The 16065-nt window shown below is 41.5% G+C and carries 27 protein-coding genes; 1 reads left to right on the top strand and 26 read right to left on the bottom strand.

Annotation, left to right across the window (positions count from 1 at the left end):
• Positions 1-15: 15 nt before the first annotated feature.
• The 24 genes from AACT19_RS14915 to AACT19_RS14800 form a co-directional block, all read right to left on the bottom strand.
• Positions 16-372 (bottom strand): hypothetical protein, encoded by a 357-nt coding sequence (locus tag AACT19_RS14915; RefSeq protein ID WP_076647026.1) that lies wholly within the window; start codon positions 370-372, stop codon positions 16-18.
• A gap of 89 nt (positions 373-461) precedes the next feature.
• The gene (locus AACT19_RS14910) at positions 462-896 is read right to left on the bottom strand and encodes a GNAT family N-acetyltransferase (protein ID WP_017096138.1); all 435 of its coding nucleotides are present in this window, start codon (positions 894-896) and stop codon (positions 462-464) included.
• A 34-nt stretch (positions 897-930) separates the two neighbouring features.
• Positions 931-1350 (bottom strand): GNAT family N-acetyltransferase, encoded by a 420-nt coding sequence (locus tag AACT19_RS14905; RefSeq protein ID WP_076647024.1) that lies wholly within the window; start codon positions 1348-1350, stop codon positions 931-933.
• 126 nt (positions 1351-1476) lie between these two features.
• Complete coding sequence (locus AACT19_RS14900; protein WP_076647022.1) at positions 1477-2397, bottom strand: alpha/beta hydrolase; 921 nt, start codon at positions 2395-2397, stop codon at positions 1477-1479.
• A 222-nt stretch (positions 2398-2619) separates the two neighbouring features.
• A complete protein-coding gene (locus tag AACT19_RS14895) occupies positions 2620-3051 on the bottom strand; it encodes a DUF2000 domain-containing protein (protein ID WP_076647020.1) in 432 nt (143 codons plus the stop codon).
• Between the two features lie 148 nt (positions 3052-3199).
• On the bottom strand, positions 3200-3607 hold the full coding sequence (locus tag AACT19_RS14890) for a bleomycin resistance protein (protein WP_076647018.1): 408 nt from the start codon (positions 3605-3607) through the stop codon (positions 3200-3202).
• Positions 3608-3694: 87 nt separating this feature from the next.
• Positions 3695-4132, bottom strand: a complete 438-nt coding sequence (locus tag AACT19_RS14885) for an NUDIX hydrolase (protein WP_076647016.1) — start codon at positions 4130-4132, stop codon at positions 3695-3697.
• 25 nt (positions 4133-4157) lie between these two features.
• Entirely contained in the window at positions 4158-4574 is a 417-nt protein-coding gene (locus AACT19_RS14880) for a nucleotide triphosphate diphosphatase NUDT15 (RefSeq protein ID WP_076647014.1), read from the bottom strand.
• 98 nt (positions 4575-4672) lie between these two features.
• On the bottom strand, positions 4673-4930 hold the full coding sequence (locus tag AACT19_RS14875; RefSeq protein ID WP_065608478.1) for a hypothetical protein: 258 nt from the start codon (positions 4928-4930) through the stop codon (positions 4673-4675).
• Between the two features lie 96 nt (positions 4931-5026).
• On the bottom strand, positions 5027-5380 hold the full coding sequence (locus AACT19_RS14870; RefSeq protein WP_017083591.1) for a tRNA-binding protein: 354 nt from the start codon (positions 5378-5380) through the stop codon (positions 5027-5029).
• Positions 5381-5490: 110 nt separating this feature from the next.
• On the bottom strand, positions 5491-6312 hold the full coding sequence (locus AACT19_RS14865) for an NAD-dependent dehydratase (protein ID WP_076647012.1): 822 nt from the start codon (positions 6310-6312) through the stop codon (positions 5491-5493).
• 141 nt (positions 6313-6453) lie between these two features.
• Positions 6454-6942 (bottom strand): GNAT family N-acetyltransferase, encoded by a 489-nt coding sequence (locus AACT19_RS14860; RefSeq protein ID WP_076647010.1) that lies wholly within the window; start codon positions 6940-6942, stop codon positions 6454-6456.
• A gap of 80 nt (positions 6943-7022) precedes the next feature.
• Positions 7023-7640 carry an RraA family protein gene (locus AACT19_RS14855; RefSeq protein WP_076647008.1) on the bottom strand — a complete coding sequence of 206 codons (618 nt, stop codon included), beginning with the start codon at positions 7638-7640 and terminating at the stop codon, positions 7023-7025.
• A gap of 61 nt (positions 7641-7701) precedes the next feature.
• Positions 7702-8178 carry a GNAT family N-acetyltransferase gene (locus tag AACT19_RS14850; RefSeq protein ID WP_054541341.1) on the bottom strand — a complete coding sequence of 159 codons (477 nt, stop codon included), beginning with the start codon at positions 8176-8178 and terminating at the stop codon, positions 7702-7704.
• A 216-nt stretch (positions 8179-8394) separates the two neighbouring features.
• On the bottom strand, positions 8395-8604 hold the full coding sequence (locus AACT19_RS14845; RefSeq protein ID WP_076647006.1) for a DUF3955 domain-containing protein: 210 nt from the start codon (positions 8602-8604) through the stop codon (positions 8395-8397).
• 230 nt (positions 8605-8834) lie between these two features.
• The gene (locus AACT19_RS14840; protein ID WP_004733888.1) at positions 8835-9086 is read right to left on the bottom strand and encodes a hypothetical protein; all 252 of its coding nucleotides are present in this window, start codon (positions 9084-9086) and stop codon (positions 8835-8837) included.
• Between the two features lie 229 nt (positions 9087-9315).
• Entirely contained in the window at positions 9316-9729 is a 414-nt protein-coding gene (locus AACT19_RS14835; protein ID WP_076647002.1) for a GFA family protein, read from the bottom strand.
• Positions 9730-10179: 450 nt separating this feature from the next.
• Positions 10180-10479, bottom strand: a complete 300-nt coding sequence (locus tag AACT19_RS14830; protein WP_242658954.1) for a hypothetical protein — start codon at positions 10477-10479, stop codon at positions 10180-10182.
• Positions 10480-10649: 170 nt separating this feature from the next.
• On the bottom strand, positions 10650-11591 hold the full coding sequence (locus tag AACT19_RS14825) for a hypothetical protein (RefSeq protein ID WP_076646998.1): 942 nt from the start codon (positions 11589-11591) through the stop codon (positions 10650-10652).
• 88 nt (positions 11592-11679) lie between these two features.
• On the bottom strand, positions 11680-12126 hold the full coding sequence (locus AACT19_RS14820) for a hypothetical protein (RefSeq protein ID WP_076646996.1): 447 nt from the start codon (positions 12124-12126) through the stop codon (positions 11680-11682).
• A gap of 180 nt (positions 12127-12306) precedes the next feature.
• Positions 12307-12915, bottom strand: coding sequence for a sugar O-acetyltransferase (locus tag AACT19_RS14815; RefSeq protein ID WP_032545924.1), 609 nt, complete (start codon positions 12913-12915; stop codon positions 12307-12309).
• 96 nt (positions 12916-13011) lie between these two features.
• Complete coding sequence (locus AACT19_RS14810) at positions 13012-13386, bottom strand: VOC family protein (RefSeq protein ID WP_076646995.1); 375 nt, start codon at positions 13384-13386, stop codon at positions 13012-13014.
• A gap of 65 nt (positions 13387-13451) precedes the next feature.
• On the bottom strand, positions 13452-14177 hold the full coding sequence (locus AACT19_RS14805) for a pseudouridine synthase (protein WP_076646993.1): 726 nt from the start codon (positions 14175-14177) through the stop codon (positions 13452-13454).
• Positions 14150-14311 carry a hypothetical protein gene (locus tag AACT19_RS14800; protein WP_012604036.1) on the bottom strand — a complete coding sequence of 54 codons (162 nt, stop codon included), beginning with the start codon at positions 14309-14311 and terminating at the stop codon, positions 14150-14152. Before AACT19_RS14800 ends, AACT19_RS14805 begins: the two co-directional genes overlap by 28 nt.
• A gap of 209 nt (positions 14312-14520) precedes the next feature.
• Here AACT19_RS14800 and AACT19_RS14795 point away from each other — a divergent pair, with 209 nt between their 5' ends.
• Positions 14521-14922 (top strand): YkgJ family cysteine cluster protein, encoded by a 402-nt coding sequence (locus tag AACT19_RS14795; RefSeq protein WP_004733901.1) that lies wholly within the window; start codon positions 14521-14523, stop codon positions 14920-14922.
• A gap of 53 nt (positions 14923-14975) precedes the next feature.
• Here AACT19_RS14795 and AACT19_RS14790 read toward each other — a convergent pair whose 3' ends face one another.
• Both AACT19_RS14790 and AACT19_RS14785 read right to left on the bottom strand, forming a co-directional pair.
• A complete protein-coding gene (locus AACT19_RS14790) occupies positions 14976-15377 on the bottom strand; it encodes an NUDIX hydrolase (RefSeq protein ID WP_017097423.1) in 402 nt (133 codons plus the stop codon).
• A gap of 206 nt (positions 15378-15583) precedes the next feature.
• Positions 15584-15964, bottom strand: a complete 381-nt coding sequence (locus AACT19_RS14785; protein WP_076646991.1) for a SpoIIAA family protein — start codon at positions 15962-15964, stop codon at positions 15584-15586.
• Positions 15965-16065 lie beyond the last annotated feature (101 nt).

The following is a 16065-nucleotide window of genomic DNA, read 5'->3' as shown; positions in this document are numbered from 1 at the left end:
GTTAGTCTGAACCGACTAAAGCTCATCGCTAGTATCTCGAGAACCGTAGTATGGGAAGTTGATATTAAGAACGTTATCGTCCTCAAGCGTGAATAGAACACTTCCACTCTCTACACCGGTTTCGTTTCTATCTGAACAGCCTAGAAACAGCTCCCAATCAAACGAATATTGAAGTCGGTATTGATTCGTATTGATGTGTAGAACGTCTTTGATTTTAATGCCGTTCACCACATGTGCCATATCATCGATGTATGACAGATCAGGGATTAACTTTTCTTCGAAATCACTCTTATGCTCGGTTAAGAAATTGACCAGCTCAGAACATAACTCGGAGCCATGAACCAATGGTTTAGACAGACTAGAAAACAACATTTCTAAATACTCCAAGGATTGTTTTGATATTGGGAAGATGCGCGCGAACCTGTTACAAATTCAAGCTCAGCCCGCACGAATCTTTAAGGCTAAACGTTACTATTATCCGAGCTATTAAACGAGTACATTCGAACTTCATCTCGAGGAAACCAGCCCAACTTTTCGTAAAACTGTTGAGCGTTGATGTTGTCGTTATAGACGAACAAGTGGGTCTTCGGGATGCCTAACCCTGCAAGTGCGTTGACCGCCTCTGCAACAAGCTTACAACCTAACTTTTGCCCTCTAAAGTTGGCCGAGACAGCTAAGTGTTGTAAATACCCACGACGTCCATCCGTTCCGACCAACACAGCGCCAATGATCTCGTTGTTACTTTCAGCCACAAAACTCAGACCGGGGTTACGCTCTAAATAGCTCGCAATGCTTTCTTTCGAATCGGCATCGCGAATACTCATGCCTTCTGTCTGACACCACAACGCGATCACTGAGTCGTAGTCTGAAATTGCCATTTCCCGAATGTTGACCACTCTACTCTCCTTGTATATACGGGGTCTTTATGTGCTACTTTTTGACGAGCGACTTGGTGAGAAACGATAGCGAGGAATCTACAGGGTAATTTTCTAACACCATCTGGCATTCATACCCTCGTTTCTCATAGAAAGGCTTAGCTTGGAAACTTAATGTATCGACCAATGACGACGTACAGCCTTGAGACTTCGCATACTCTTCAATAAGTTCTAGCAGCGCACTACCTACTTGCTTTCCTCTCATCGAATCATCGACCCAGAGAAACTTAATCAGTAACCAGCTTCCCCAAAGATCAGCAATAATGCCACCGACTTTGTTGCCTTCCACCATCGCGTAATACGCAACTTGAGACTTGGGTATCCCTTCGAGAAACGGTGTGTTGTGTTTGATTAACCCGCTTCGGACTTCATTAATGTCGTCATCGGAGGGCTCGATATCTAATTGGTATTCCATTGACTTCCTATCTATAGTTTAACCGATTGTCTTATAATAATTGAGTCTTAAATAAGGTCTATCTGGCGCTAATTGAGATATACACAGCGTCCAGATTAACCATAACTAATTGTACTATCTATAATTTTAATTTCGAGTCATCAATTTTTTTGAAATTAACTCAACACAATGCTTTGCTGATTGACTAACACCCGATAACTGAAAGAAACCATGGATTACACCCGAATAGCGCTGGCAACTAGCATCAACACCTTGCAACACCATTAACTTATAGAGCTGTTCGCCTTCGTCACGTAATGGATCGAACTCGGCAGTGATGATGGTTGTCGTTGGCAGTCCGTTAAAATCACAGTTCAAAAGGTTGAGTTCAGGCTCATTGAATGCATTAGATTTATTATTTGTGTATAACTCGAAGCCGGAAAGCAACATGTTTGCCGTTATAATATAGTTTGTGCCATTTTCCACGTAACTGCGTGAACTTCCTTTAGGATCTAGCATCGGATAGATAAGAATTTGCTGGCTCGGTAACCAAGACTCATACTTTTTTAGTCTCAATGTTGTCGCCAACGCTAATTGCCCACCAGCACTATCACCAACAAACGCCATTTGTTCGATATTGCCACCATATTTGCGACCAAACTCCTTGATACCAAGTACAGCTTGATACACATCGTCGTGCGCCGCTGGATATGTATGCTCAGGTGCCAGTCTATATTTGATGCAAATAACAATTGAGTTAGATTGAAGGGCAATCTGTCTTAATTGAACATCATGTGTTTCAAAGCCACCGCTGATAAAGCAACCACCGTGGAAGTACACTGTGATAGGTAGATTCGATTCGGTCGTAGGCTTATAAACTTTTATCTGCACACCATTTAATGCATCTAAGAATTCGTGTTCTATTTTAGGACTCTTCCCCGCTAAAACGGTACTGCCAATATAGCCAGTACGTCGCTCTTCGATGGTTTGGAGTGATGGGCAAGGTTTACCATTGGATTGGAAGTCTTCGACTAGATCTTTAATGCCTGGTTCTAAATGATTCGTCATTTTATGACTCAATGATTGAAAAATCGAGGGATGATATATCAAAAGAAAGGTATGTACATACATACAGTTTTAATTTGTGAGCTCAATTAAAACTCTTGTTCAGATTCTTAATAATCCGAGAGCAATAACTACATAAATGCTTCAAACCAAAGCAGCAAATCTAAGTTTGATCTCGAAGACTAAGCATTAATAGTGTTATTAATTTATAGGTAATACGGACATTTACTTATACAAGCTAAACTTCTTTGTAAACTCACGCAGGATTTCCGTGTCACCAAACAGGCATACACCAAGATACTCAAGGTCTTCTTCTTTGGTTTCTTTGGTTCGTTGCTGCTGCTCAACAGAACCACCTTCGATCATTGAGCTCGTAAAATCGGTAAATTTAATACCACGGCTGAAGGCTTCTTCACGCACTTTTCTAAGCTTATTTGAGTTGTCTGCTTTCAGCACGATGAAAGGGTAATGAGATAAATTAGGGTGGACATTGCCATCCAAGTCTTCATAGTCAACGTAGCAAGTCTCGTCACTTTCTAATTGATTAGATAGGCCAACGCTCAAGTGCCCTAGCACGTTCAGTGTTCTTCCCAAATCCATCTTTTTGCTTAAAACCGCTATGAATCGTTTTTGGCTTTCGTCTGGCAAATAGCTCACTACATATCCTCATTCATTCTTAATCACAGTATTTGTATAACGCATTACTGGGGCGTGAGCAATGCAACCTTAGTACTCAGTTAATACGTTTAGTCTATCCAATAATTTCGAGCAAAGACCAGTATTCGTTAAACCACAAGGTCATGATTTAATGAATATCTTGGCAGAACCTAAAGAGATAACCGTCTGGAGTTTGAACGATGAACTGCTTCTGAGTTGCGATCGAACCCCCACATTGATAAGACTTCGACTCTAACGCTAAGTAAATAGAATCAGCGGCGCTTTCGTTAACTCTCTGATATAGAGGTTCGATGTCGATAACATCCCATTGGAAGTTAACGCCACGCCCTAAAGGAAATTCCAGGTCACCTGAAAGCCATTTTCGACTTTTGCCCGCAATCCCTTCAAGCATCACATCAACACCATCGAGCGTTAGATAAGCAAACTCTTCATCTGGGCGATCGTATTTCACTTCAAACCCCAACACATCGACAAAGAAGGATTTGCTCACATTAATATCGAAACAATAAAGCTCTGGAACTACTCGTAATGTCATGATTTACCTATTCACTAAATAGCGAGAGATTAGTAAGAATCTAATCAGGATTTCCACTCTAATATAGAGTTAATTAATCTGTGTACTTTAGCTAGCTTTGTAAAGCCTTTCGTTGATCTCCCAAAGCGCGTTTCTGTTCGAGTCATATGTTAGAAGTTCAATAGCTTCTTGGTAGTCACACCAACGGTAATCTGTGTGTTCATTTGATAATTGAGGATCTTCCGTCACTTTAACTGAGAAGGAATGCTCAGGAATTACGAATGGATGCTCAGTCCAATTGTGATTTCCTGCATAAAAGACTTTTGGAAGCATGCACATTGAATCGAACAACTGCCAATTACAACCGACTAGCTGAGTCTCTTCAGAGAGCTCTCGTTTGGCTGCTTCAAGTAATGATTCATTGTCTTCGCCACCACCCGATATTGCCTGCCAAACACCATTGTCCCTTCTGCGTGCGATTAAAAATCGAGATTTGTTATCGACTGCTTTGTAGGGAAAGACTAAAACTTGAAAAGGTGCTCTCATTGATGTGCCCTCCAATCATTCGCGTTTACTGCGCTAGCTTCCCAAGGATGACCGGATCGCTCAACAGATTCGTCAGAGGAAGAAACAGTGGCTCAGGTAACTCATCTAGCTTAAACCATTTCCATTGCTTACATTTATCTGGTTCTGTTATCTGTGGTTCGCCGCTAGCGTCAGAAACAACAACAAACAGCGTTATATAGTGCTTGTTCTCTTTCTCAAAAATATCATTGGTAAAAGTCAGCTTCTCAAATGCACTAACAACTAAGCCAGTCTCTTCGAGTGTTTCGCGTTTGGCACACTCTTCGATACTTTCACCCCACTCAAGGTGTCCGCCCGGCGTTGCCCACGTATGAGCCCCATGAGAACCAATTCGTTCTCCAAGTAGTACTCGTCCTTCACGTAGAATAACCGCAGCTACACCTACTCTTACTTCCTGACTCACTTAAAACTCCTTAAGAAAGAAATCCAACCTTCAACGATAAATACCATGTATAACGAATCAATCTCGATTAATTCACTGTTCTACTTCGACCAATATCTTTATGACTCTAGTATTTTGTTACCGCGTACGATCTGATAAATAGCGATATTTTTCTCAGTCAAAAGCCTCACGAGATCTGGTACACATTGGATAGGCATCGCAAGTTCATACCCAAACTCCAAATGTGAAATAGACGTTGACGGTGACTGACCAACAAACGACTCAAGTATGTTGAGCGCAGTTCCTTCCCACTCTCCAACTTCAAAATAAACGTTATACATGTCTTCGCTATAATCTCTTGGCGTACCAGCTTTCATCTCTTGTACCCTGTTTTGTGTTCCATCTATGATGTTCGCTTTAAGTTAAGATACGCGTTATGCCGTCTTACATTATTGTTCACGTTTATGTGTACGTTACCCAGCTCGAGCACCATTAGGCATTTCGGTTTCAGGACAAGCTAAACACGGATTTAATTTGTCTTCATAACCAATATCAAACAACATCCCTTGAGACATTTCACCCGCCATCTTTCTTTCGGGTAGATTCACGACAAACAAGGCTTGCTTACCTTCGATTTCTTTCGGGTTTTCTCGCTCTTGTTTAATGCCAGCCAAGATTGATCGCTGATGATCGCCAAAGTCGACTGTGAGTTTCATCAGCTTATCTGATTTAGCGACTTCAGAAACCTTTACGATTAAGCCGACACGAATATCTAATTTTGCGAAATCATCAAACGTAATTTCATCTTTAATTGGAGCGTATTTCATAAACCAGACCTCGTTGTTTCCAAATCACATAACGTACAACTAAGTCACTAACAATGCTGAGACTAGATTCAAATTTACCACTGACGCTAACCAAGCGTTGAGAGTCACGTTTATATGCTTTGTATTATGTAATTCCCAACCAACTCAGTAGCCTCAAACGAAGGACTAATTGGTAGTTTTAGATTCAGTTGTTCAATACCAACGGCCATAGAGCCATTTTCTGACTCAAACTCTTCCCAACTGATCTTTCTCACTTTTGTTACAGCTTTGGCGGCCAATAAGAGTTGAGCGAATTCTGCAGGACTATAACCTTGAGTCTCTGCAATAAAATGCTGCTTTTCTAAGGTTCGGCCTTGCGCCAAAAGTAAATAGAACCGCGCAATGTCATAGACATGAACATATTGGTTAAATCCTATAGACGGCATACCTACTTGAATCGTTTGGCTAGCGAAAGATTCTACAATTCGCTTTAACTGACAATTCTCACCGCCATATACCAAACTAGGACAGTAAACGACGTGCCACCTGCTTCTAATCGCGCGATGTATTGTTTCTACGTCTAGTCTAACGGCTTCCAAGGGTTTCAACCTAAATTGACGTAAATCAGCGCTAGATGCATTACCAAAGAGCCAAACACCCGATGTATGTATCTTTGTTGCATTTTTACCAGCAAGTACATCTAACTCAGAGAGCAATCTTTGTTCCACATTTGCAATTTCATGTGCTGAAAATTGTGACCAATGTGGGCGCGCGCAATTCAAAACCACATCAAAATAGCCTTCAAAATCGGCTCTACCTTCTATCAACCCCACTCTAAGAGGAGTGACGATTTTGTCTCTACCGTATGTAAAAACTTCAAATCCACTTTTTGCGAATAGCGATGTAACGTGACGGCCAATGTATCCACTAGCCCCTGCAATTAATACTTTCATTCTTTCCCTGAACTTTGCACATATGAAGCCCTAGCTTTACTTCTAAGCCAGAACATCGCGCTCAACGGCTAAGTCTTTTCGGTTATCCAGTCGAGAGTTATCAACCAGCGTCTTTATTTTCATAGTTCCCTTTTGATTCATTTACGAATCGCACATTGCCCAACGGAAATAAGGTCTTTGACCATCCATTCGCTCAACCTCTGCACCCAACCTTTTGTAGAAATCATGCGCTTTCTTATTATGTGGACTTGCCGTCCATGAGATGTGAGAGGCATATGATGACTCCGCTTGTGATTTTAAAGCCAACATAAGTTCACGGCCATACCCTTTTGATCTTTGATTTCCTGTAACCAATAGGTCGTCAAGCCAGATTGATGGCTCTCCACTGAAGGATGAATATCGATAGTGATACAGTGCGAAGCCAAAAGGCTCACAATTCCGTTCCAATATTAATGCATGGGCAAATGCGTAATCACCAAATAATGTGCGTTCGATTTTCTCTATAGTTGTCGAGATTTCACCACTAAACCCTTTCATACTCCGGTCAAAGTCAGCTTTTTGTTCAATAAACTCTAACAAGACACTTGAGTCTTCTTTCGTCGCAATCCGTACGATCACTCTCTTCTCCATGGGTAAATTTATTCGTTGTCGCCTAACGCCTGTTAATTGATGACAAATGCCACGCGTTACAAATCAGCTTGCTGCACCAATTAAGTTTTTTGTTTCGCAGACGTTATTGCTTGGGCTATTTTAGCCCTGTGATTTTCTTCCCACTCAGCGAGTGTTAATGAAGCTTCGTCACTTGCTTTCTTTGAAGCCATTAGAAACACTTCATCTTTTCTTGATTTAGGAATAACGACAATACCCTCTACATCAGCAACAATGATATCTCCCGTAGAGACCTTTGCTCCCCCGCAAGTGATTGGATCACCCAATTCAGAATAGACCTCTTTCTTTCCCGGTACTGGATGAACACCTTTCGCAAAAACTGGAAACTTCATATCTGAAATTTCACTCAAATCTCGAATGACACCATCAATAATAAAACCTTTGATACCTCGACTCTTAGCGACTGCGCATACATTACCGCCGGCTACTGCATATTCGCTATCAACTCCATCCACTACAATGATGGAACCTTTTGGTGCTTCGTATATGGCTGAATGAAGCATTAAATTATCACCAGACGTTAACTGGACAGTAAACGCTTCTCCAAAAATTGGCGGCATTCCCTGCCAAAGAGGACCAATACTAAAATTAATAAAGTGGTCGTTACTTAGTATGTTTCCGTACTCGGTTGTCGCAAGTTTTGAAAAATCTGACTTCATATTTTCACTCCATGTTTGAATGAAACCTGCCGGTCTATGTATGTTGCTTGATATGTTGAGGCTATCCGCTTAGTTTCTTAGACATATTGAAACCGGTAACCTCAAAGCCAACTTCTTTATACAACTTAAGCGCCCGCTCATTATGATATGCGACCCTCAGTTTTATTTGATTGATACCAATAGCAAGTAGTTGGGTCTCTAACGCAGAAATTGATTGAGTACCATAACCTAGACCTCGATGTTCATTCGAAATGAAGAAGTCATAGATAAACGTAGATTTATCCCCAATATTGACTGAGTGCCATAGGTAACCCACAAGCTTACATTCACCATCGACTTCAGCATCAATGCATAATAGCGAATGCTCATTGCTCTCTAGTCCGTTAGGGAAGCTGCGATGCAAGTCCTTCTTTGCCAATTCGACTGCAACGTCTAAAGAATGCCCATAGTTTCTAGCTATTTCCTGACTGTAATCGTCAATAAAATACTGACAATATGCTGGATATTCGTCTTGGCGCATTCCTCTAAGTACTACCATGTTCATCCTTTATAAACGTTGAATTCAATTAGTAACATAACGCCCGCTTGAGCAGATTACAACGCTACCAATGCTCTCAAATTTAACAGCTAACCCACTGAAGTTAAACGAGTGGGAACACCAATACCGCCGCATGCCAAAATGCCAAGCGTACCGAATCGCGCCTAAGTTGTTTGTGATAACGAAACATCTTCGTTTACTCGCAGCTTAACTGGTCTACTGACACTTTCTGTGTCTAACGAAGGCTACAACCAAAGCCAGCAACGCAAGTAGCTCAAAAAGCCAAAATAGAGGAATAAGCCCGAATGGCTCAACCAACACACCATTTTCATCTACGTATGAACCTATGGTGTTATAAGCAATGAAACACAAAAGGCCACTAACGCAGAAAAGAAAGCTGATTTTATACTTACGGAGAAAATTCATCGAAGCCTCAACATTTGAATATCTAAAATGTCAGACACTTTGTAAGAGAACATGGTTCACTCGGATAGGCATAATTGGTTAGACGAGTTATCGCCGCTTGAAGTAGCTGACATCGCGATCACCTCACCCATTGTGCCGAAAACACTAAAGTTGATTCTAGCTGGAAATGCCAATCGTTTAGCATCATTTTTATATACCGAAATGGATAATAAACACTTGTTATGTGCTTTTTATTGAGGCCTATCTTCTGGGTTATCACGATACCAAGCTTCGAGCAGTTCCCGACCATAGATGACTTCTGTCTGCATATGCATGTAAAGAAGGAATGCAGCCAATAGAAAACTAACTCCGTTCAACCACCTTAATGCTTGTTTACGCTCTGCATCATAGAAAAACATACTGACACCAACAAGCAAAAAAGGATAACAACCTATAAGAAGTAACAACCAGCCAAGGTAACTTGATATTGCCATATCTGTCATTTCCGCCCCCTAAGAGCCATTAGAAAACTCAGTGTATATTAGAGTAACTATTCAGCTATTAGGAGTTCACATAATCGAGTTTCGAGGCACTTCAAGTTGGGGGTTGATGCTGGGATGTTAGGCGTGAGCACAACCTAACCGAAACCATTACACCGCAAACACAAAACTCGACCGAAACAAAAAAATGGCGAGCGTTGTGAATTAGTCTTAAGCTAATAAAAACTAAGTGCTACTCTCCACTTTCAAAGTGGGCAAATACTTCTGCGCCAGTCATATTTTGTGTTTCATTTTTAAATTCGTAGTATTCGGGCTTTTCATCGGTAAATATCTGATGAGTTAATTTGTAGTCATCCCCAGACATCAATAAACCGACAGGAAGATGATACTGATTATTTGGCACTAAAAAGTAAAACAAGTGAGTACCACATTTACCGCAGAATCCTCTCTCAGCCCACTCGGATGACTTATATCTCACTACATTTGATTCACCTGATATTTTAACTGAGTCAGCGCAATCAATGACTAACATCGGACCGCCAGACCAATTTCTACACATACTACAATGACAAGCCCCCAATTCATTACTGGCGTACTCTACTTCCAACTCAACCGAGCCACATAGGCACTTTCCTTTACCTTTCATGAATCCTCCAATCTTTGCAATGTGTGTAAAATGAATAGCAGATAACGTTTTTATACCGATGACTTAATAAGAAAAGGCTATTTTTTGTTTCCCTTATCCGACAGATACGCGGCATACTTTTTAGAGATCCATTTATGAATATGAAGCCCTGTTTTACGAACAAGATACAAATCTATAGCAGCTAGAATCACCAAACCGATTACAGTTCCCATTACAAAACCTCCATGCTCATTGAAATGTCACTCTACCAAATAGTTAAGAAAGGCACCGTGAACCTAAACAAACTATTAAGACTCGATATGGGTAGTTACTTTCATTCAGGAAGAATTACAGGGGTATGATGCCCGCTTATGTGGTGAGCAACGTAATACCTCCTTAAACACTAAGCGCAACGCACAGTAAAAATGCCAAGTGTTGAGAATCTTATTAAAATTACTATTATGTTCGTACTCAAAGAAATTGAAGAACTAAACAAGTAATAAATGCAGGTAGACCAGCTATAAAGAAAACCAAACCTGTCTGATAGTTCATTCGATAGTGCTCGTGTTGCTCTTTTTCGAAATCATGCCCTTCTACCATTTTGTAGACCTTATCTGTACTCGGATCATCTAACCGTGTTGTCTTACTATGGATGCCGCCTTCCCACATTAGTTTCGCTAAAACCCATATAACGATGACAACAAAGAACAAGAAGTCGATCAACTGAGTAGTCGCGAAGAAGGGAACAAACTGGGCTAGAGCTATAACCACAAGTACAGCAGAGAGGTTAATTAGAACCACTTTGTTAAAAAATCGAGCAAATTTGCCTCCTAGAGCATTACGTCAGCTTAAATAGCTGGCTGCCACCACAGAAATTAATCCATTGTTCCGTAATTACTAAAGCTGATTCAAACCATAAATGCCGAGCGTTAGAATCTTGATTAAACGTTTGTATGGATAATGAGCTTCCCATCTGAGTCGAACGAGTACGTTTTGAGCATTTCGTCTGTAAAAAATGAAATGATGTTGCCTTCTATATCCTTCAAAACAAATCTAGATTCTTGATCATTTGTGATTTCAAGAGTTTGTTGAATCACAGAGTATGGCATTTCAAATTCCAGACCGCTCATTTCAGCTAGTATCCCGTTGATCTTCGCGTAATTGCGTTTCAATAAATATGAGCCATGCGAAGAGCCCGTGTCACTATTAACCTCACCAAAACCTAAGCTAGTAAGCTCAAAAATAGATACGGTTTTGTTTCCAGTATTGTCGTAAAACTCTTCTAACTTAGCATTAAAATGAACATGTCCATGTTCATTCATTAAGGGGCGCAATGCTTCTTTACCACTCTGTGTGAGATGCGGTTTCCAAGTCGCCAGTTCTGTCAGGGGATTATAGAAAGTGATGTTTATGCAAATGGTTTTGATAGTACCTTCTTCGTCGAGCTCGGTGCTTGGTCGAAGTTCAAACAACTCAATCCCTTTCCCACCGGGAAACTGTTCAGCACTTTTTGCATATTTGATCGCGGGAGCAGTATAACCCGTAGCGGAATAAAATTTTCCAGCATTGACATTCGCTAGGTCAGGTAAAGCACCACCCAACTTCTGTAAGTCTCCGCGCCCAACTTTTTTACCCTGTATTGTGTAGTCTTTTACTTCACCCATTCTTAAAGAGTCATCTTGACCAGAAAGGACATCAATTTGATAAAGACTCTTTGAGAATGCCCCTCTGACTTTCTTATCATGAGACACAGCATCACCGCTAGCTACATGCTCAGCAATACATGCTAACATCTCGTAAGCTGTCCCTGCTTTTGAAGGTTTTTCGCCGAAAATTTGTTCAAATAGTTTGTCTATTGGGGACATATTTTCCTCTTGTTCCATAACGCCCACTTAAACTGTGAGTGAACGTGTGCCATGTTAAAGCGAAGCGAGTTCGGCACGCGTTCACGAATCAGATTTAAAGCGATTGTTAGCTTGATCGGTTAAGTAGTTCGCTTAGCTCTTTGTCTGCTGGAGTTTCAGTATGCTCTAACCATTGCTGTGCGATTTCTGAAGCATTCATGATTGTGTTCATATCAGCTTGAGTTAATTTGAGACTTGGTATTGAATTACCAATTAACAAAGAAACCGTTGCTGCTTTCTCAGCCAACTCAATCATTATAGGCTTTAATTCTTTACCGCCTTGGCTAGCTTCTAAAAGTTTGCTGGTAGTCTGCGCCATATACCAAGCTAGTCCACCCCATTGAGAAAGACCTTTTGATTTGAAACGAGAATCAATGTCTTTAAATAGAGCTGAATTAACAATAAAGTTGTATTGCTCATATGTGTATTCCTGCTCAAGTCCTTGAGCCTTAAGTTGCTGCTGACAAGCGTCCAGTGCTTTTTTCAAACTTTCGCGCTTAAAAAAAGAAAACATTTTTGTTCCTCATATAAAGTTAAAATTGCTAATAATATTAACATTTGGATGCATTGAAAGCTAACAGCTATTAGACAGAATAATTCGGTCTAGTTTCTAAGATAGACAGGCAATATGCAACTAAGCCATTACATAACAATGGCTTATGTCACAGCTAATTTAATACATGTGAAAAGTCGTTTACTTTAGCTCATCGGGAATGCGGCGATCTTTGTGGTAATACTCTCGGTCGCGTTCGTTGATTTCGCGTACCACTTTGCATGGGTTGCCGACTGCGACGACATTGGCTGGGATGTCTTTGGTGACGATGCTCCCTGCCCCTATTACTGAGTTTTCACCAATGGTGACGCCAGGAAGTACGACGGTGTGCGCGCCAAGCCATACATTGTTGCCAATACGAACGGGAACATTGAACTGCGCTGCTTTTAGCCTGAGTTCTGGGCTGATGGGGTGGGTACCAGTGGCGATGGTCACGTTAGGCGCAATCATCACGTTGTCGCCGATGAATACGTCTGTGTCGTCGACCAGAGTTAGATTGAAGTTCACGTATACGTTGTTGCCTAGGTGGGTGTGACGCCCCCAGTTCGCGTGTAACGGCGGCTCGATGTAGCAGCCCTCACCGACTTCGGCGAACAGTTGCTTCATGATTTGTTGTCGTTTATCACCTTCGCTCGGGCGAGTGTGATTAAAATCGTATAGCACTTCTAAGCATTGAGTTTGCTCGGCAACCAAGTCAACGTCGTCACAGTAGTAAACGTCTTGGCTGTGCATTTTAGCCTTTATATCCATGTTTGAACCTATTTGATAATTGCCTTATGTCGGCATAAATAAAGAAACAGATGAACAATTTGAAGTTCTCACTGGCCTCAATGCAAGTTGGATGAATTAACGCGGCCTGATGTTTTCAGCCACACGCCACAGCACACCACTTGGGTCAGTGATACAAAACTCAAGCATTCCCCAAGGTTGCTCAACAACCTCGGAAACCGTAACTTCAAATTCCGACACTACATTAGAGTTTTGGATGTGTTGATACCAACTTTTTACGTCTTCAACCAGCAAGTGCATCATGTAATTGTGACAGTGCGCAGGTTCATAAAAGTTTTGCAAAAGGAAGGCGCAACGGCCGTGTCGTAGATAGGCGATATCGTGAAATTCAGACATCACTTCAAAGCCGATTGACTGGTAAAAACGCTTAGATAAATCGAAGTCTTTCGCGGGTACGAAAGACTTAATTTCTGAGACTTTGAGGTTTTCCATCCTACATCCTTATAGTGTTGATATTCTTGTGCTGACATGCTTAACGCTTTAAGTGGTTACAGCGTTTATTGAGAGTCTTGCTGAAATGAGTCGACTTCGGCTTTAGTTAGATAACGCCACTGGCCTGCTTCAACATCCAAACGAACGTCACCAATCTGTTCACGGTGTAGACCAACAACTCGATTCCCTACCGCAGCAAACATTCGTTTTACTTGATGAAACTTGCCTTCTGTAATGGTCAACAGCACTTCTTTACTGGTAATCACTTCGAGCTCTGCCGGACGCGTCAGTTTTTGTTCGCCCTGCAATTTAACGCCCGCTTTGAACTTGTTAGCGACATCATCTTTGATATCTCGTGACAATGTCACGCGATACACCTTCTTACATGACTTGGTTGGCAGAGTGATGTTGAATGACCATCGCCCATCATCGGTAATCAAGACTAAGCCTGTTGTGTCTGCATCTAAGCGTCCTGCGATGTGCAGTTCTGATGCTTTGTCTATTTCGATGTAGTTGAACAGTGAAGGATAAACTTCATCGATATTAGAGCAGATAGTATCCGCAGGCTTGTGCATTAGGAGGTATCGAAATTCTCGCAACTTAAGCGGCGTGCCATTTAACAAGATGGTGTTGCTTTCATGAACCTGAGTCGATTCATCGGTAACCGTCTCGCTATTTACGTTCACCTCGCCATTATGGATGCGTTCAATTGCTTCAGGCTTGGTTAGTTCAGTGCTTTTACATAGGTATTTATCAAGGCGCATTAATCGTCGGCACCACATTTTGCGCATGGCTTATAAGTACGTTCGCCTTGAGCAATCACCACATAGTCTCGAACGCAGTTATCACATAGCGCCAACTTTGGGTATGCGTCTTTCTGTTTCTTTGCGTTGATGTCGCCTTCGGTGGTGTATACGGTTCTCATTTTGATGCCTTTGCTTGAATAACGTGAGAGGCGCAAATTGTATCACTGTTTACAGCCTTGTTTGGAGTGGTGTTAGGTAGTTAAAGTAATATTAAGTACTTCTGTTTTAGGCTCCCTTCCCGAAACAGTTTAACCATGAACAACAAAGTCAACGTGCCACGCTTATCAGTGGTAAAATGATAAAAGCTCACCAACCAATGAAGTCACTAATGAAAAATTGTAATCAATGCGGGAAATGCTGTATCAAATACGGAGATGGTGACCTTGCCGCAACGCAAGAAGAGATTGATTTGTGGGAGTTGTTCAACCCAGACATCTTTGAGTATGTTCGTGGAAGCGAGATCTGGTTCGACCCTGAATCTGGTGAACGTTTAACTCGCTGCCCTTTTCTGGAGCTGGTTCCGACGAAAGATACCAAGGCTCAAGCCAAGTACACATGCAGCATTTACTTAGACCGACCAGAAGATTGCCGACACTATCCAAGCCTGATTAATGAGATGGTACGAGATGAGTGTGAAATGATTGAGGTGGTGGATTTACAAGACACGAAGAAAGCTCAAAGGAAACTCGACCTGTTGATGAAAGACAGCCGCCCTTCAAGCTATTCGTAAGCGATGATCTTTTGAAGATCAATCTTCAACATTAGCTAATAGCCGCTAAAACCTTAAGCCAAATACTGGTTCGCTTCTAACCAATCAAGCGCAACCAGTGCTGCCAATGAACATACCGCTCTGTCGTTGCCATCAACAAACTTAAGCTCTTCGATTTCGGCATCTGGAGACAGTTCGCCAGTATAATCAGCAAGATAACAAGTCAATTGCACTGATACGCCTTCCGCTTTGCCATCAGCTTGGCCTGTAAACGTTTCAACGTATTTGATTGAATCAGGCACTAAATCTACGGAGATCTCTTCTTTTATTTCGCGAACCAGTGCTTGTTCGTCACTTTCGCCAGCTTCACGCTTACCACCCGGTAGATAGAACAGTTCTTTGCCTTTTGATCTCACCATCAACAGCTTGCCGTCTTTGATGAATATCCAAGCCAGCTTATCAATTACCTTATTCATGTTCTTAGACCTTGTTATTGTGTTTATTATTTTGGTTAGCACAACGTATCGCGCTAGGCGTATATTACATCCAGCAGTGAACATATTCTATTGAATCGAATAGGAAATATCATCGCCAAAACGAAAAATAACAGCTTTCGAGACAATGCTCGTTAACCGTCATTAGCGTTGTTTACGGATTGCTCTCTAGCTGTCCGTAGATAGAATCAATCAACTAGCCACTTAAGCGCAGAGTCGTGGTCTTCGAATGACTTAATCTCACCCGACACAAACCAACTCCCTACTTTTGAAGCGAATTCTTGCCAGCTTTTATCACCATAAATCGCGATTTTGTCTATCTTCGAATTGAGCTCTAATCCCAGTATGAAATCATCCCAAGCAGCACGCAACTCCCAGCCCCTTAAGGTAGAGATGTCGACCAGCATCTTGAGTTTCGATGAATCGAGTTCTTCTAGCGTGGTATTTAGAATTGGTATCATTGCTTGATAATCATCATGTGTGAGTTTGCCTTTCGCTTTGAACACAACGATAGTTTCACCGCTAACACGTTCAATTCCAACCGATATTCCGTGACGTTCGATACTCATAACCTAGCCCTCAAAGTAGAAACTAGAGTTAGCTTAGAGGATTAAATAACAAAGAGATGAGAGGTTGGCATCAAAACGAACAAGCACTTTATCTGGGCTTA

Source organism: Vibrio sp. 10N.222.47.A9, assembly GCF_963872585.1.
In the GTDB taxonomy this organism is placed as follows: domain Bacteria; phylum Pseudomonadota; class Gammaproteobacteria; order Enterobacterales; family Vibrionaceae; genus Vibrio; species Vibrio splendidus.
The sequence above is the reverse complement of the archived record's forward strand: the minus strand, read 5'-3'. Positions and strand labels throughout refer to the sequence as shown.

What these genes read in the sequence shown, in the direction of transcription:
- AACT19_RS14915 (WP_076647026.1), bottom strand. Translation starts at nt 372, where the DNA reads ATGTTGTTTTCTAGTCTGTCTAAACCATTGGTTCATGGCTCCGAGTTA.
- AACT19_RS14905 (WP_076647024.1), bottom strand. Translation starts at nt 1,350, where the DNA reads ATGGAATACCAATTAGATATCGAGCCCTCCGATGACGACATTAATGAA.
- AACT19_RS14900 (WP_076647022.1), bottom strand. Translation starts at nt 2,397, where the DNA reads ATGACGAATCATTTAGAACCAGGCATTAAAGATCTAGTCGAAGACTTC.
- AACT19_RS14890 (WP_076647018.1), bottom strand. Translation starts at nt 3,607, where the DNA reads ATGACATTACGAGTAGTTCCAGAGCTTTATTGTTTCGATATTAATGTG.
- AACT19_RS14885 (WP_076647016.1), bottom strand. Translation starts at nt 4,132, where the DNA reads ATGAGAGCACCTTTTCAAGTTTTAGTCTTTCCCTACAAAGCAGTCGAT.
- AACT19_RS14875 (WP_065608478.1), bottom strand. Translation starts at nt 4,930, where the DNA reads ATGAAAGCTGGTACGCCAAGAGATTATAGCGAAGACATGTATAACGTT.
- AACT19_RS14870 (WP_017083591.1), bottom strand. Translation starts at nt 5,380, where the DNA reads ATGAAATACGCTCCAATTAAAGATGAAATTACGTTTGATGATTTCGCA.
- AACT19_RS14865 (WP_076647012.1), bottom strand. Translation starts at nt 6,312, where the DNA reads ATGAAAGTATTAATTGCAGGGGCTAGTGGATACATTGGCCGTCACGTT.
- AACT19_RS14860 (WP_076647010.1), bottom strand. Translation starts at nt 6,942, where the DNA reads ATGGAGAAGAGAGTGATCGTACGGATTGCGACGAAAGAAGACTCAAGT.
- AACT19_RS14855 (WP_076647008.1), bottom strand. Translation starts at nt 7,640, where the DNA reads ATGAAGTCAGATTTTTCAAAACTTGCGACAACCGAGTACGGAAACATA.
- AACT19_RS14850 (WP_054541341.1), bottom strand. Translation starts at nt 8,178, where the DNA reads ATGGTAGTACTTAGAGGAATGCGCCAAGACGAATATCCAGCATATTGT.
- AACT19_RS14845 (WP_076647006.1), bottom strand. Translation starts at nt 8,604, where the DNA reads ATGAATTTTCTCCGTAAGTATAAAATCAGCTTTCTTTTCTGCGTTAGT.
- AACT19_RS14840 (WP_004733888.1), bottom strand. Translation starts at nt 9,086, where the DNA reads ATGACAGATATGGCAATATCAAGTTACCTTGGCTGGTTGTTACTTCTT.
- AACT19_RS14835 (WP_076647002.1), bottom strand. Translation starts at nt 9,729, where the DNA reads ATGAAAGGTAAAGGAAAGTGCCTATGTGGCTCGGTTGAGTTGGAAGTA.
- AACT19_RS14825 (WP_076646998.1), bottom strand. Translation starts at nt 11,591, where the DNA reads ATGGAACAAGAGGAAAATATGTCCCCAATAGACAAACTATTTGAACAA.
- AACT19_RS14820 (WP_076646996.1), bottom strand. Translation starts at nt 12,126, where the DNA reads ATGTTTTCTTTTTTTAAGCGCGAAAGTTTGAAAAAAGCACTGGACGCT.
- AACT19_RS14815 (WP_032545924.1), bottom strand. Translation starts at nt 12,915, where the DNA reads ATGGATATAAAGGCTAAAATGCACAGCCAAGACGTTTACTACTGTGAC.
- AACT19_RS14810 (WP_076646995.1), bottom strand. Translation starts at nt 13,386, where the DNA reads ATGGAAAACCTCAAAGTCTCAGAAATTAAGTCTTTCGTACCCGCGAAA.
- AACT19_RS14805 (WP_076646993.1), bottom strand. Translation starts at nt 14,177, where the DNA reads ATGCGCAAAATGTGGTGCCGACGATTAATGCGCCTTGATAAATACCTA.
- AACT19_RS14800 (WP_012604036.1), bottom strand. Translation starts at nt 14,311, where the DNA reads ATGAGAACCGTATACACCACCGAAGGCGACATCAACGCAAAGAAACAG.
- AACT19_RS14795 (WP_004733901.1), top strand. Translation starts at nt 14,521, where the DNA reads ATGAAAAATTGTAATCAATGCGGGAAATGCTGTATCAAATACGGAGAT.
- AACT19_RS14790 (WP_017097423.1), bottom strand. Translation starts at nt 15,377, where the DNA reads ATGAATAAGGTAATTGATAAGCTGGCTTGGATATTCATCAAAGACGGC.
- AACT19_RS14785 (WP_076646991.1), bottom strand. Translation starts at nt 15,964, where the DNA reads ATGAGTATCGAACGTCACGGAATATCGGTTGGAATTGAACGTGTTAGC.